Here is a 15,765-nt window from a genome sequence, read left to right on the forward strand (position 1 = left end):
GTTGAGCGTGCAGGAGCAGACGACGGCGGCACGGCGACGCGAGCTGATGCGGCGGATGATGGCCGAGGCGGGACTCGGCCCGGACACCGCCAGGCTCACCCCTAGACCATCCGACGGACCGGCGCCCCTCTCGTACGCGCAGCAGAGCATGTGGCTGCACCACCGCACGTTCCCGGACAGCCCCGCGTACAACGTCTGCCTGCTCATACGCATGTCAGGCACGCTCGACGCGGCCGCGCTGCGGGAGGCGCTGCGCGGGCTCATCCGGCGGCACGCCGTTCTCCGCACGACGTATGCGGATCGGGAGGACGCCGGTCCCGTCCAGATCGTCGGGGACGACGACTCGCTGGAGCTGGCACCCGTCGAATGCGCGGACGCCGGCCGGCGGGCGGCGGAGCTGGCCGCGATGCCGTTCGACCTGCGAAGCGAGCGGCCCGTCCGGCTCGAACTGCTCCGGCTCGGCGAGGACGAGCACGCGCTGGTCCTCGTGGTGCATCACATCGCGTGGGACGGCATGACGTGGGGCTCGCTGTCGCGTGACCTCTCCGCCCTCTACCGCGCGGCCGTGACGGGGGAGCCGGACGGACTTCCCGCGCTGGACGTCCAGTACGCCGACTACGCCGAGTGGGAGCAGCGGCGGCCCGTCGCCGAGGACGACCTCGCGTACTGGCGGGCCCGCCTCGACCCGCCGCCCGCGCCGCTCGACCTCCCCGCCGACCATCCGCGCGGCGCCACGGTCTCCGAGCGCGGCGGGCGGCGCGCACGGGTCATCGACGACGCCGTGACGGAGGCGATGAAGAAGCTCGCCGCCGAGGAGAACCTCACCCCGTTCATGGTGATGCTCGCCGCCTACGCCGTCCTCCTGCACCGCTACACCGGCGCCGAGGACGTGGCGATCGGGTCGGCGGTGATGAACCGGGAGCACGCCGGGATCGAGCGCCTTGCCGGCAACTTTGGCAACACGCTCGTGATGCGCACCGACCTGTCGGGAACGCCGACGTTCCGGGAGGCGCTGCGTCGCACCGGCCGGACGTGCGCCGAGGGGTTCGCGCACCAGGCCCTGCCCTACGACCGCATCGTCCAGGAGCTCCGGCCCGCTCGCGCGCGCGGCCGCTCCGCGTTCTTCGACACGATGCTGCTGTTCCTCGCCCAGGAGATCGGCGAGCTGGACCTGCCGGGCGTCGCGTCGAGCTGGACGCACGTCCACAACGGCACCACGCACTTCGACCTGTCCCTTGAGGCCTTCGTCCGGCCGCAGGGCATGGCGGTCGAGGCCACGTTCCGCCGCGAGCTGTTCGACGACGAGCGCATCGACGCGCTGCTCGGCCACCTGGAAACGCTCCTGAAGGACGCGCTGGCAGATCCCGACCGTCCGATCGGGGCCCTCGACGTCATGGACGCGGGCGAGCGCGGCCTGATCGAGGCCGCGAACGCCACCGGCCGTGCGGTTCCGGACACGAACGTGGTCGCGCTGTTCGAGGAGCAGGCCGCGCGGAGCCCGGACGCGTCGGCGATCGAGTCCGGAGGGGAGTCCCTCAGCTATGCCGAGCTGGACGCCCGGTCGTCGGCACTGGCGGCGGAACTGCGCGCCCGGGGCGCCGGGCCGGAGAGCGTCGTCGCGCTCGCCCTGCCGCGCACGCCCGACCTGGCTGTGGCCCTTCTCGGCGTCCTGAAGGCGGGCGCCGCCTACCTGCCGCTCGACCTGGACCATCCCGCCGACCGGCTCGCCTACATGCTGGACGACGCCGGGCCCCTCTGCGCGATCGTCACGGACGAGACCGCGAGCCTGCTGCCCGAGACGGCGAGCCTGCTCGTTCTCGACGGCCCCAGGGAGCACGCGCCGGCGGTCCCGTCCGCCGGACCGCGCGGCGACGACCTCGCCTACGTCATCTACACCTCCGGCTCGACCGGGCGCCCCAAGGGCGTGGCCGTCCCGCACGGCGCGCTCACGAACTTCCTGCTCACCACACGCGCGCAGCTGAACCTGGGTGCGGGTGACCGGCTCGTCGCGGTGACGACGATCGCGTTCGACATCGCCGCCCTGGAGCTGTTCGCGCCGCTGATCAGCGGCGCGACGGTCGTCCTCGCCGACCGGAAGGCCGTCCGGGACCCGGCCGCGCTCGCCGCGCTGCTGGCGGACGCCACCGTCGTGCAGGGCACCCCGTCGCTGCTCGGCACGCTCGACCCGGCGGCGCTGAAGGGGCTGCGGGTGCTGGTCGGCGGTGAGGCGCTGCCCGCCGCGCTCGCCGAGTCCCTGGAGGCGTCGGCGTCGCTGGCGACCAACATGTACGGGCCCACCGAGGCGACGATCTGGGCGACGTCGGCGGACCTGCCCTCGTCCGGTATCGGCGCCCCGTTCTGGAACACCCGCGCGCACGTCCTGGACGCGTCGCTGCGTCCGGTCCCGCCGGGCGTGCCCGGCGAGCTTTATCTGGCGGGCGCCCAGCTCGCCCGCGGCTACGTGGCCCGCCCCGATCTGACGGCGGAGCGGTTCGTCGCCGACCCGTACGGCCCGCCCGGCTCACGCATGTACCGGACGGGCGACCTCGCCCGGCGCGGCCGGGACGGGAGCATCGAGTACCTCGGCCGCACCGACGACCAGGTGAAGATCCGCGGCTTCCGGATCGAGCCCGCCGAGGCACAGGCCGTCCTCGCCGCGCGGCCGGGCATCGCGCAGGCCGCGGTCGTGGTCCGTGAGGACCGTCCCGGTGAGCCCCGGCTCGTCGGCTACTACGTCCCCGATGACGACCAGGACGAGGCTGAGCTGCGGGACGCGCTCGCCCGCGCGCTGCCCGAGTACATGGTTCCGTCCGCGCTCATCGCCCTGGACGCGCTGCCCCGGACGGTCAACGGCAAGCTCGACCGCGCCGCGCTCCCCGCCCCCGAGGCGGAACTCTCCGGACGGGCCCCGCGCGACGCCCGCGAGACGGCCCTCTGCGCGATCTTCGCCGAGCTCCTCGGGGTCGAGGGGGTCGGCATCGACGACGACTTCTTCGCGCTCGGCGGGCACTCGCTGCTGGCCACCCGCGTCGCCGCCAAGGCCCGCGCCGTCCTCGGCGGGACCCTGTCCATCGCGGACGTGTTCGAGGCGCCGACCGTCGCCGCGCTGGCGCCCCGGCTGGTGGGAACCGACGCGGTGCGGGTCCGCGACGTCGAACGGCCGGAGACCGTCCCGGCGTCCGCGGCGCAGCGGGGGCTCTGGCTGGAGGAGCGACTGCGCGGCCCCTCCTCCTCGTACGCGCTGCCGCTCGGGCTCCGCCTCCGCGGCCCCGTGGACGACGGCGCCCTGGACGCCGCGTTCGCCGACGTCGTCACCCGGCACGAGGCGCTGCGCACCCTGCTCGTCGAAGGGCCCGACGGCCTGCCCGTCCAGCGCGTCCTCGAACCGGGCGTCCACGTGCGCCTCGCCGTCATCGACGCGCGGGCCGAAAACCCTCACCGGCGTGCGGCCATCGAGCGGGACGCCACCGCGCACGTCTTCGACATCGGACGCGACCTGCCGGTCCGGGGAACCCTCGTCCGGACGGGCGGCGCGGAATGGTCGCTGATCCTGCTGCTGCACCACGCCGCCGCCGACGAATGGTCGTTCACGCCGCTGCTGGCCGACCTGGCACGCGCCTACGAGGCCCGGCGGGACGGCCGCGAACCCGGCTGGGAGCCGCTGCCCGTCCAGTACGCCGACTACGCGGCCTGGCAGCGCGAAGCGGCACCCGACACCACCGCCCAGCTCGACTTCTGGGAGGAGACGCTCGCCGGGCTGCCGGAGGAGACGGTCCTCCCGTTCGACCGGCCGCGCCCCGCCGAGGCGAGCCACCGCGGCGGCCTCGTCCCGTTCCGCCTCCCGGCGGCCGGGATGCGGCGGCTGGCGCGCGACACCGGGACCAGCGTGTTCATGGTCCTGCACGCCGCGGTCGCGGCGCTGCTGCAGCGGTCCGGTGCGGGCGACGACGTGGCGCTCGGGTCGCCGATCGCGGGACGTGCCGACGAGGATCTCGCCGAACTCGTGGGCGTCTTCGTCAACCCGCTCGTCCTGCGCACCGACCTGTCCGGCGACCCGGCCTTCACCGAGCTGCTCGAACGGGTCCGCGCCGCCGACCTCGCCGCGTTCTCCCGCGCCGACGTCCCGTTCGAGCGGGTCGTCGACCGGCTCGCCCCCGAGCGCTCCCTGGCCCGCAGCCCGCTGTTCCAGGTGATGGTCGTCCACCAGCGGCTGGACGACGTCCGGCTCGCGCTGCCGGGCGTCCGGGCCGAGCCGTTCCTGCCGGAGACCGGCGGGGTGAAGTTCGACCTGGACCTCTACTTCGCTGAGGGGGAGGACGAGGTCGAGGGGTTCGCCGCGTTCGCCGCCGACCTCTTCGACGCCGCGACCGTCGGGCGGCTCCTCGGCGGCCTGGACGAGCTGCTCACCCAGGTCACCGCCGACCCGGGACGGAGGCTGTCCAGCCTCGGCGCTCCCGTCGAGCATCCCGGGACCGCTCGCGACTGGCCCGTGCGCACTGTCGCCGCGCTCATCGAGGAGCAGGCCGCGCGGACCTCCGGCAGGACCGCCGTCGTCTTCGGGGACACCGCGCTGACCTACGCCGAGCTCGACCGCCGCGCCGAGGCGCTCGCCGACCGGCTCGCCGCCGCGGGCGCGGGCCCGGAACGCGTCGTCGCGCTCGCCCTCCCGCGCTCGGACGAGTTCGCCGTGGCGCTGCTCGCCGTGCTCAAGACGGGCGCCGCCTACCTGCCCATCGACCTTGAGTACCCGCCCGCGCGGGTGGAGACGATGCTGGACGCCGTGCGGCCGCTCCTCGTCCTCGGCCGCGATGAGCCGCCCCGCGACGCGCCCCGCCGTGAACGGCCCGAGATCCGCCCCGGCCACCCGTCCTACGTCATCTTCACGTCCGGTTCGACCGGGACGCCCAAGGCCGTCGTCGGCACGCAGCTGGCCCTCGCCAACCGGCTCGCCTGGGGCGCGGACCTGGCCGCGCCGGGAGTCCGCGTCGCCAAGAGCTCGCCCGCCTTCATCGACGGCACCACCGAGTTGCTGGGCGGGCTCGCCGCGGGCGACACCGTCGTCATCGCGGACGACGCGACCGCCACCGACGCCGTCGCGCTCGCCGCCTTCATCGAACGGCACGGCGCCGGGCTCGTCACGCTCGTCCCGAGCCTCCTGTCGGCGCTGGCCGAGAACGGGCTGCCGCCGTCCGTCACCACCTGGATCAGCAGCGGCGAGGCCCTGCCCGCCGCGCTCGCCGAGCAGGTCCCGGCCAGGTTGATCGACCTCTACGGGTGCTCGGAGGCCGCCGGGGACAGCCTCATCGCGGAGAACGGGGGACTGCTCCCCATCGCCAACACCCGCGCGCACGTCCTGGACTCCTCGCTCCGCGAGGTCCCCGCCGGGGAGCTGTACCTCGCGGGCGACGGGCTGGCCCGCGGCTACCTGGGCGACCCGGCCCGCACCGCCGAGCGGTTCGTCGCGAACCCGTTCGGCCCGCCCGGCTCCCGCCTCTACCGCACCGGCGACCGGGTGCGGCGCCGCCCGGACGGCGGGCTCGACTTCCTCGGCCGCGCCGACGCGCAGCTCAAGATCCGCGGCTTCCGGATCGAGCCGGGCGAGGTCGAGGCCGTGCTCGCCGCGCAGCCCGGCGTCCGGTCCGCCGCCGTCGCCGCGCACGGCTCCCGCCTCGCCGGATACGTCGTGGGGGACGTCGACACAGCAGAACTGGACGAACGCCTCCGCGCGCTGCTGCCCGGCTACCTCGTCCCGGCCGACCTCGTCGTCCTGGACGAGCTGCCGCTCAACCCGAACGGCAAGGTCGACCGGCGCGCCCTGCCCGAGCCGGGACGGCCCGCCGCCGGACGGGCGCCCGCCACCGAACCAGAACGCGTCCTCGCCCGGCTCGCCGCAGCGGTCCTCGGCCGCGACGGCGTCGGCGCCGGCGACGACTTCTTCCGCACCGGCGGGGACAGCATCAGCGCGGCCCTCCTCGTCGCCCGCGCCCGCCGGGCCGGGCTGTCGTTCACCGTCCGGGACGTCTTCCGGCTGCGGACCGTCGAGGCCCTCGCGAAGGCCGCCGCCCCCTCGGCTCCGGAAGGCGCCGCCCCGGAGACCGGCACGCCGGGCGAACTGCCGCTCTCCCCGCTTCAGGAGGGGCTGCTCTTCCACCTGATGCTCGCCGGCGAAGGCCGCGACATCTACGTTCAGCAGGCCGTGGTGGAACTGTCCGGGCCGGTCGACCCCGGCCGGATGGCGGACGCGGCACGCGCCGTCCTGGAGAAGTTCCCCAACCTCAGGGCCGGGTTCCGGACGGACGGCGACCGCGCCGTCCAGTTCGTCCCCGAACGGTTCGGCGTCCCCTGGACGCATGCCGAAGTGTCGCCGGACGAACTGGATGCGTTCGTCGACGCCCAGCGCGCCGAGCCGTTCGATCCGGCCGAACCACCGCTGATCCGCTTCGCCCTCGCCAGCCTGGGAAGCGGCGACCACCGGCTGATCCTCACCTCCGAGCTGATCCTGCTCGACGGCTGGTCGGGCGGACTCCTCGTCACCTCGCTGCTCGACGCCTACACCGACGCCGCCGCCGAGGTCGCGCGTCCCGTACCGCAGTTCCGCGCGTTCCTGGACTGGGTGAACGGCCGCGACAAGGCCGCCGCCGTGGAGGCGTGGCGCCGCGCCCTCGACGGCTTCGACGAGCCCGCCCTGGTCCGCCCCGGCCTGGTCGGCCGCCCCGCCGACCTCTCGGCGGCGGGCGAGGTGCACCGCGCGCTGCCGCCCGGACTCGCCGAACGCCTCGACGCCGTCGCCCGGGACCGGGGCATCACACCCGGCACGCTCTTCGAGACCGCGTGGGGCCTGGCCCTGATGGGCATGACCGGACGCGACGACGTCGTCTTCGGCGCCTCCGTGTCGGGCCGCCACCCGGACGTGGACGGCGTCGAATCCATGGTCGGCCTGCTGTTCAACACGATCCCCGTCCGGGTGCGGGCCGCGCCGGCGGACGCGCTCGCCTCCGTCCTGGAGCGCGTCCAGGCCGCCCGGTCGGAGCTGTTCGACCACTCCTTCGTCGCGCTCGCCGACGTCCAGCGCGCCACCGGGCTCGGCACGCTCTTCGACACGCTGTTCGTCTTCCAGAACTTCCCGGGCATGCCCACCGACCGCGGCTTCGGCCCGGACGGCGCCCTCCGCGTCCTCGGACGCGAGGTCCGCGACGCCACCCACTACCCGATCACCATGGTCGTCGAGCCGGGCGCGGGGCTGCGCGTCATGTACCGGGGCGACGCGTTCACCGGCGCCGAGGCGGAACGCGTCACCGACCGGTACGTGCAGGTGCTCCGGGCGCTCGCGGAGTCGCCGGAGGCGCCGTGGCACGGCCTCGACCTGCTCGTCCCCGAGGAGCACGACCGCCTGCGGCGCGACTGGGAGGAGGCGCGCCGCGACGTCCCGGAGCTGACGGTCGCCGAGCTGCTCGCCGAACGCGCGGCGGAGCAGCCGGACGACCTGGCGCTGGTCTCCCTCCCCGACGTCCGCCTCACCTACGGGGAGCTGAACGCCGAGGTCAACCGTCTCGCCCGCCTCCTGCTCGCGCACGGCGCCGGACCCGAACGGGTCGTCGCGCTCGCGCTGCCCCGCTCCGCGCAGATGGTCGTCGCGCTGTTCGCCGTCCTGCGCACGGGCGCCGCCTACCTGCCGCTCGAACTCGACTACCCGGCCGACCGGCTCGACTACATGCTCCAGGACGCCGCCCCGGCCTGCCTCGTCTCGCACCGCGGCATCGCCGCCGGACTCACCCATGCGGGCGCCACGCTCGCGCTCGACGATCCCGGTACGGCCCAAGGCCTCGCGGACCTCCCCGGCGGGGACCTCACGCCGGACGAACTGCCCGGCTTCGCGCCCGGCACGCCCGGCCGCCTCCACCACCCCGCCTACGTCATCTACACGTCGGGATCGACCGGACGCCCGAAGGGCGTGGTGACGCCCTACCGCGGCCTCACGAACATGCAGTTCAACCACCGCGCCAACATCTTCGACCCCGTCGTCGAGTCAGCGGGACGCCGGCTGCGCATCGCCCACACCGTGTCGTTCTCCTTCGACATGTCGTGGGAAGAGCTCCTCTGGCTCATCGAAGGCCACGAGGTGCACGTCTGCGACGAGGAGCTGCGCCGCGACGCCGAAGCGCTCACCGCCTACCTCCGGCGCCACCGCATCGACGTCATCAACGTGACCCCGACCTACGCCCAGCAACTCCTGGACGAGGGCCTCCTGGACGGCGACCACCGGCCGCCGCTCGTCCTCCTCGGCGGCGAGGCCGTCCCGGCGTCGGTGTGGGACCGGCTCGCCCAGGCCGACGGCGTCCTCGGCTACAACCTCTACGGCCCGACCGAGTACACGATCAACACGCTCGGCGGCGGCACCGGGGACAGCGCCACCCCGACCGTCGGCAAGCCGATCTGGAACACCCGCGGCTACGTCCTCGACGGGCGGCTGCGGCCCGTCCCGCCCGGTGCCCCCGGCGAGCTGTACATCGCGGGCGCCGGCCTCGCCCGCGGCTACCTCGGCCGCGCCGCCCTGACCGCCGAGCGCTTCGTCGCCGACCCGTCCGGCCCGCCCGGCTCGCGCATGTACCGGACGGGCGACCTCGTCCGCGTCCGCGAGGACGGCAACATCGACTTCCTCGGCCGCACCGACGACCAGGTCAAGATCCGCGGCTACCGCGTCGAGCTGGAGGAGGTCGAGACCGCGCTCGCCGCCGAACCCGGCGTCGGGCAGGCCGCGGTCGTCGCGGCCGACACCGGCGTCCCCGGCGTGAAGCGCCTCGTCGGCTACATCGTCCCGGACGGGTCGCGCGAGGGCGCCGCCGGCGAGCAGCTCGCCGAATGGCGGCAGATCTACGACGCCGAGTACACCGAGGTCGGCACCGTCGTCCACCAGGAGGAGTTCGCGGGCTGGGACAGCAGCTACGACGGCGCCCCCATCCCCCTGGACGACATGCGCGAATGGCGGGAGACGACCGTCGAGCGCATCCGCGCCCTGCGGCCCCGCCGCATCCTGGAGATCGGCGTGGGCGCGGGCCTCGTCCTCACCCGCCTGGCCCCCGAGAGCGAGGAGTACTGGGGGACCGACTTCTCCGAGCCCGTCATCGCCAAACTCCGGGCCGACCTCGGCGCGGACTCGCCGGTGCGGCTGAGCCACCGGCCCGCGCACGACACCGGCGGGCTGCCCGAAGGCCACTTCGACACCGTCGTCGTCAACTCGGTCGCGCAGTACTTCCCCGGTCCCGGCTACCTCCAGGACGTCATCGGCAAGGCGATGGCGCTGCTCGCGCCGGGCGGGGCGCTGTTCCTCGGCGACGTCCGCGACCTGCGGACGGTCCGGTGCCTGCACGCGGCGATCCAGCTCGGACGCGGCGGCGGCGACCTGGACGCGGTGGAGCGCGCCGTCCGGATGGAGAAGGAACTGCTGCTCGATCCCGCGTTCTTCGCCGCCCTGGACGGCCCGGCGCGCGTCGATGTGCTCACCAAGCGGGGCACGCACCACAACGAGCTGACCCGGCACCGCTACGACGTCGTCCTCTGGAAGTCCGTGACTCCCGCCCCGGAGACACCGGTCGTCGACTGGAGCGGCCTGGACGATCTGGAGACGAGGCAGGCGGGCCCGCTGCGGGTGTGCGGCATCCCCGATCCGCGTCTGTCCGGCGAGGTCGCCGCGCTGAACGCCCTCCGCGACGGGGCGCCGCCGGACGAGGCGCGCGAGATGCTCTCCGCGCCGCCCGGCGGGATCGAGCCGGAGACCTTGTATGCGATGTACCCGGACGTGGTCCTCACGCCGTCCGACCGGATCGGGCACTACGACGCCGTGTTCGGCGGGGGAGCGGCCTGCCTTCCGGCCGAGCCCGGCCGCGCCTCCGCGTCCTACGCCAACGACCCCGTCGCCGCGCGCGACCACGGGATCCTCTCCGGCCGGGTCCGCGAGGCGCTCAAGGCGCGGCTGCCCGGCTACATGGTGCCGAGCGCCATCATGACCCTCGGCGCGCTCCCGCTGACGGTGAACGGCAAGCTCGACCGCCGCGCCCTCCCCGACCCGGGGCGGGACAAGACGCGGCGGGAAGGCGGCCCGCTGGACACGCGGGCGGGCCGTGCGCCCCGCACGCCCGTCGAGCGGCTGCTGTGCACGCTGTTCGCCGAGATCCTGGACGCCCCCGGCGCCGGCATCGACGACGACTTCTTCGACCTCGGCGGGCACTCCCTGCTGGCGACCCGGCTCGTCGGGCGGGCACGCAAGGCCCTCGGGGCCGAACTCGCGATCCGCGACCTGTTCGAGGCGCCGACCGTCGCGGAACTGGCCGGGCGCATCCACCGCGCCGCCGTCGACGGGGCGGCCCGGCCCGTGCTGGAACCGAGGGAGCGCCCGGAACGCGTCCCGCTGTCGTCCGCCCAGCGCCGCCTGTGGCTGCTCGACCAGCTCCTCCGCGAGGACGACGGGCCGCGCGGCGCCTACCACCTGCCGCTCGCCGTCAGGCTCCGCGGCGACCTCGACCTCGCCGCCCTCGAAGCCGCGCTCGCCGACGTCACCGCGCGCCACGAGAGCCTGCGGACGATCTTCGCCGAGCACGACGGCGTCCCGTACCAGCGGATCCTCGACCCCGAGGACGCGCGTCCCGTCCTGGAGGTGGCGACGTGCCCGCCCGAGGACGTCATCGCCAGGCCGTTCGACCTCGGCAAGGAGATACCGCTGCGCGCCGCGGTCTTCCCGGAGGGGGAGCGGGAGCATCTGCTGCTCGCGGTCTTCCACCACATCGCGTTCGACGAATGGTCGTTCGGGCCGTTCGCCCGCGACGTCGCCGAGGCGTACGCGGCGCGGCTGGCGGGGGAGGCGCCCGCGTGGGAGCCGCCTCCCGTCCAGTACGCCGACCACGCGCTGTGGCAGCGGGAGCTGCTCGGCGACCCGCTCGACCCCGCAAGCGTCCACGCCCGGCAGCTCGACCATTGGGCGCGGGCCCTGGCGGGCGTCCCGGAGGAGATCCCGCTTCCGGTGGACCGGCCGCGGCCCGGCACCGTCGGGCAGCACGGCGGCACGCTGACCGCCGACCTGCCTCCCGGCCTGGCGCGGCGGCTGCGCGGTGTCGCACGCGACGCCGGGGCGAGCATGTTCATGGTCTGCCAGGCCGCCGTCGCCGCGCTGCTGCACCGCACGGGCGCGGGCGACGACATCCCGCTCGGCAGCCCCGTCGCCGGACGCGGCGAGGAGGCGGCGCGGGACCTGGTCGGCTTCTTCGTCAACACGCTCGTCCTGCGCGCCGACGTGTCCGGCGACCCCGCGTTCGCCGAACTGCTCGCCCGCGTCCGCGAGGCCGACCTCGCGGGCCTCGCCAACGAGGACCTCCCGTTCGAGGCCGTCGTCGAGGCGCTGCGGCCGCGCCGCGTGCCCGGACGCAACCCGCTGTTCCAGGTCATGGTCGGCTACGAGAACCAGGGCGTCGGCGACGTCCGGTTCCCCGGGCTGGAGCAGCGCGAGGCGCTGTTCGGGCCCGGCGCGGCGAAGTTCGACCTCGACTTCATCTTCCGCGAGGGCGGCGGGACGGACGAGATGCGGCTGATCGTCGACTACTCCGCCGACCTGTTCGACCGGGACACGATCGCCGCGCTGGCGGACGGCCTGATCGCGCTGCTGGACCCGGTCGCGGCCGATCCGGGCATCAGGGTGAGCGCGCTGCCCGCCGTGCTCACCGCCCGCTCCGTCACCGCCGAGACGGCCCCGTCCGCAGGCGGGACGGGGGAGAGGCGCGAAGACGACCGGGAGGCCGTCCTCCGCCGGATCTTCGCCGAGGAACTCGGCGTCCCCGACGTCGGGCCGGACGACGATTTCTTCGACCTCGGCGGCCATTCGCTGCTCGCCATGAAACTCGTCCGGCGGATCAGGAGGGAGCCCGGATGCGAATCCGCGAGAATCGCGGCACTGATGGCCGCGCCGACCGTGGCGGGACTGCTCGCCCGATTGTGACGCCCGCCCGCGATGAGCCCGTTCCCGTGAGGCGGCTCATACCGCCGAACCCATTGCATGGTTAGGTGAGCCTAACCTAAGATCTCGGTCGAAAACCTCCATTGCGGCTCCCCCTGAGAAATGTGGAAGGACACCGGTCCTTATGCGCACCATGATGCGGCGTGCGGCCGTCACCGCGGCACTCGTCCTGAGCCTGGGCATGGTCGCCGCGTGCGGCGACGACGAACCCGCGGACGAGGCGTCCGGCGGTGGGTCCGCGGGGGCCTTCCCCGTCACGATCACCCACAAGCTCGGCACGGCCGAGATCGAGTCCCAGCCCAAGCGGATCGTCGCCCTCGGGGCGGTCGACCAGGAGGCGCTGCTCGCCCTCGGCGTCACACCCGTCGGCATGTCGGAGCTGACCGGCGTCCAGGACGACGGCCTCGCCCCCTGGACCGAGTCCAAGCTCACCGGCGAGAAGCCCAAGCTCCTGAAGGCGGGGGAGGCCGGGTTCAACCTGGAGGAGGTCGCCGCGCTGCGCCCCGACCTCATCCTCGCCGCCGGCGACTTCTACATCGACAAGGAGTACGAGAAGCTCTCCAAGTTCGCCCCGACCGTCGCGTACCAGACCGGCCCCGCCGAGGACGCCTGGCAGCAGATCACCCTGCAGGTCGCCAAGGCCATCGGCCGCTCCGACGACGGAAAGGCCCTGGTCGGAAAGGTGGACGGCCAGATCGCCCAGGTGAAGGACAAGCACCCCGAACTGAAGGGCAAGACGTTCGCGTTCACCAGCGTCTTCCCGAACGGGAACATCGGCGTGATGAAGTCCGAAGAGGACACCAGCGTCAAGCTGCTGAGCCAGTTCGGCATGGTGCTGCCCGACTCGCTGAAGAAACTCCCTGGGGAGGGCTTCGCCGCCGAACTCAGCATGGAGAAGGTCTCGGTGCTGGACGTGGACGTGCTGATGAGCCACTACAACGACGACCCGGCCACGCAGAAGAAGGTCGAGGACAACAAGCTGTTCGCCGGCTTGGGCGTCGTCGAGCGCGACTCGTACGTGGCGCTCGACCTGAAGGCGTTCTGGCCGCTGCGCAACCCTTCGCCTCTGGCGGTCCCCTACGTCATCGACCAGATCGTCCCGAAGATCGCCGAGGCCGCCGCCAAGGCGAAGTCCGCCTGAGGACCGAGTCCGCCCGAGGACCGAGCCCGCCCGAGGATCGAGTCCGTCTGATGAAAGACGCCGGAGGTACGTGTGCAGACCGCCGTCCATGACGTGGTGGGAATCGGGTTCGGCCCGTCCAACCTGGCCCTCGCCGTCGCTCTCGACGAAGAGCGCGGCGGGGGCGTGGACGCGGTGTTCTTCGAGAAGCAGCCGGAGTTCGGCTGGCACCGGGGAATGCTGATCGACGGGGCCACCATGCAGGTCCACTTCCTCAAGGACCTGGTGACGCTGCGCAACCCCGCCAGCCCGTACTCGTTCCTCTCGTACCTGCACGCCAGGGGCCGGCTGGTCGACTTCGTCAACCACAAGACGATGTTCCCCACCCGGATCGAGTTCCACGACTACCTCGAATGGACCGCCGCCGCGTTCGCCGACCGCGTCCGCTACCGGTCCGAGGTGGTCGCGCTGCGGCCGCACGACGACGAGACCCTCGAGGTCGTCGTGCGCCGCGACGACGAACTGGAGACGCACCTGACCCGCAACGTCGTCATCGGCGCCGGGCTGGAACCCGTCCTGCCCGAGGGGATCCGGCCGGGCGAGCGGATCTGGCACACCGAGGACCTGCTCACCCGGCTGGACGAGCGGCCCGGCTGGACCCCGAAGCGGCTCGTCGTGGTCGGCGCCGGGCAGAGCGCCGCCGAGGCCGTCGAGTACCTGCACCGCACGTTCCCCGAGACCGAGGTGTGCGCGGTGTTCGCCCGGTACGGGTACTCGCCGGCCGACGACAGCGCGTTCGCCAACCGCATCTTCGACCCGGAGGCCGTCGACCACTACTACGCGGCCTCCGGCGACGTGAAGCGGATGCTGTTCGAGTACTCCCGCAACACCAACTACTCCGTGGTGGACCTCGACCTCATCGACGAGCTGTACCGGCGCGCCTACGCCGAGAAGGTCGCGGGCGCCGAACGGCTCCGCATCCTCAACGTCTCGCGTGTCCTGGACGTTCAAGAGGTGCGCGACGTCCAGGACGGCGCGGGCGGGCTGCGGGCGCGGGTCGGCTTCCTGCCCAGCGGCGAGGTGACGGACCTGGACGCCGACGCCCTCGTCTACGCCACCGGATACCGCGAACGCGACCCGTTCGACCTCCTCGGCGAGGCGGGCACGCACTGCCGGACCGGCCCGGACGGGCGTCCCGTCATGGAACGCGACTACCGGATCGCCACCGAACCCGGCCGGGAGTGGGGCGTCTACCTGCAGGGCGCCACCGAGCACAGCCACGGCATCGCGTCGTCGCTGCTGTCCATGACCGCCGTGCGCACCGGGGAGATCGTCGGCTCCATCGTCCGCCGCTCCGCCCGCGTCGCGCCCGGCGTCCTCCAGAAACCGGGCGTCCTCCAGAAAGGGGCATGATGACCAACCCGTTCGACGACCCCGACGGAACGTTCCTGGTCCTGGTCAACGATGAGGGCCAGCACTCCCTGTGGCCGGAGTTCGCCGAAGTCCCGCCGGGCTGGACGGCGGCGTTCGGGCCCGCGTCCCGCAACGACTGCCTCGGCCACATCGACCGCACCTGGACCGACCTCCGCCCCCGGAGCCTGACCGCCTGAGGTCAGGCGGCCTTAGGGAGCGACGGGCGGGCGGTGAAGAACTCGGTCATCATCTCGCTGGCGTACCCGGGCCACTCGTGACCGCCCTGCTGCTTCGTGCAGAGCGCGACCAGGAGCGGCCCCGGGCCGGTGCCGACGCAGCCGTCCGGTCCGCCCGGCACCGGCCACGACAGCGCGGGCAGCCCGTTCAGCCACCGCCAGTACTCCATGGTCACCTGGACGGAGAAGAACGGGAACTCGACGTCCGCGTCCATGTTCCCGCCGCCGTGATAGGGGACCGACGGATCCCACGTCCCGTGGAACGCCAGGACCGACGTGGGGTGGCGGGGGGTGCAGCCGATCGCGAGGGCGCCCGACACCACGGCGATCCCGGCGACGCGCGCCGAACGCTCGCACGCGTACCGGTAGGCCATGCCGCCGCCGTTGGAGAAGCCGGTCAGGAAGACCCGGCGCGGATCCGCGACGCCCTCCCGCACCAGCGTGTCGATCAGCCTGTCGAGGAACGCGACGTCGTCGATGCCCGACCAGCGGGCGAACCAGCAGCACGCCCCCGCGTTCCACGTGCCGAGCAGGCCCTCGGGGTAGGCGACGGCATAGCCCGCCTCGTCGGCGGCCTCGTCGAGCCCGCTCTGCTCCCGGACGTACTCGGGATCGTTCAGGCCGCCGTGCAGCGCCACGATGAGCGGCCGCGGTCCACCGGCCCTGCCTTCGGCGCGTTCCGGCGGGACGTGCAGGAGGTAGCGGCGATCCCAGTCGCCCATGGCGATGGTGCGCTCGGATGTTCCTGGAGCGTCGTCGGACGCCCCGGCGGGCAGGGGGTGGGCGCTGAGCGTCGCGAGGAGGGTCACGACGACCATCGCCGCCCGCGCGGCGATCTTCATAGCGCCGATCCAACGCCCGCGCCGCCCTCCCGGCTACATCGTCATGCGCACAAAAGACGGGCGCGTTTTTGGCATACGGCCCCACAGTGGCCGCACCGGTGACCGCGGCGTGTGTGACACATCACGGGGCGTAGGCGCTGTGCTCGGTGGGGG

5 protein-coding genes are annotated in these 15,765 nt (G+C 73.7%); 4 read left to right on the forward strand and 1 reads right to left on the reverse strand.

Features of this window, described 5'->3' with window-relative positions; all coding sequences use genetic code 11:
* Positions 1–7 precede the first annotated feature (7 nt).
* From E1285_RS02590 to E1285_RS02605, 4 genes are all read left to right on the forward strand, one after another.
* Positions 8–11,983, forward strand: a complete 11,976-nt coding sequence (locus tag E1285_RS02590) for a non-ribosomal peptide synthetase (protein WP_165966423.1) — start codon at positions 8–10, stop codon at positions 11,981–11,983.
* A gap of 142 nt (positions 11,984–12,125) precedes the next feature.
* Positions 12,126–13,142: an iron-siderophore ABC transporter substrate-binding protein gene (locus E1285_RS02595; RefSeq protein ID WP_132147567.1), complete on the forward strand. Its 1,017-nt coding sequence runs from the start codon at positions 12,126–12,128 to the stop codon at positions 13,140–13,142.
* Positions 13,143–13,214: 72 nt separating this feature from the next.
* On the forward strand, positions 13,215–14,534 hold the full coding sequence (locus E1285_RS02600; protein WP_132147570.1) for a lysine N(6)-hydroxylase/L-ornithine N(5)-oxygenase family protein: 1,320 nt from the start codon (positions 13,215–13,217) through the stop codon (positions 14,532–14,534).
* Positions 14,534–14,731 carry an MbtH family protein gene (locus E1285_RS02605; protein ID WP_132147573.1) on the forward strand — a complete coding sequence of 66 codons (198 nt, stop codon included), beginning with the start codon at positions 14,534–14,536 and terminating at the stop codon, positions 14,729–14,731. Before E1285_RS02600 ends, E1285_RS02605 begins: the two co-directional genes overlap by 1 nt.
* A gap of 2 nt (positions 14,732–14,733) precedes the next feature.
* Here the strand turns inward: E1285_RS02605 and E1285_RS02610 are convergent, their stop codons facing one another.
* Positions 14,734–15,612: a PHB depolymerase family esterase gene (locus tag E1285_RS02610; RefSeq protein ID WP_132147576.1), complete on the reverse strand. Its 879-nt coding sequence runs from the start codon at positions 15,610–15,612 to the stop codon at positions 14,734–14,736.
* Positions 15,613–15,765 lie beyond the last annotated feature (153 nt).

Origin of the sequence: Actinomadura sp. 7K507, assembly GCF_004348425.1 — a bacterium.
Taxonomy (GTDB): Bacteria; Actinomycetota; Actinomycetes; order Streptosporangiales; family Streptosporangiaceae; genus Spirillospora.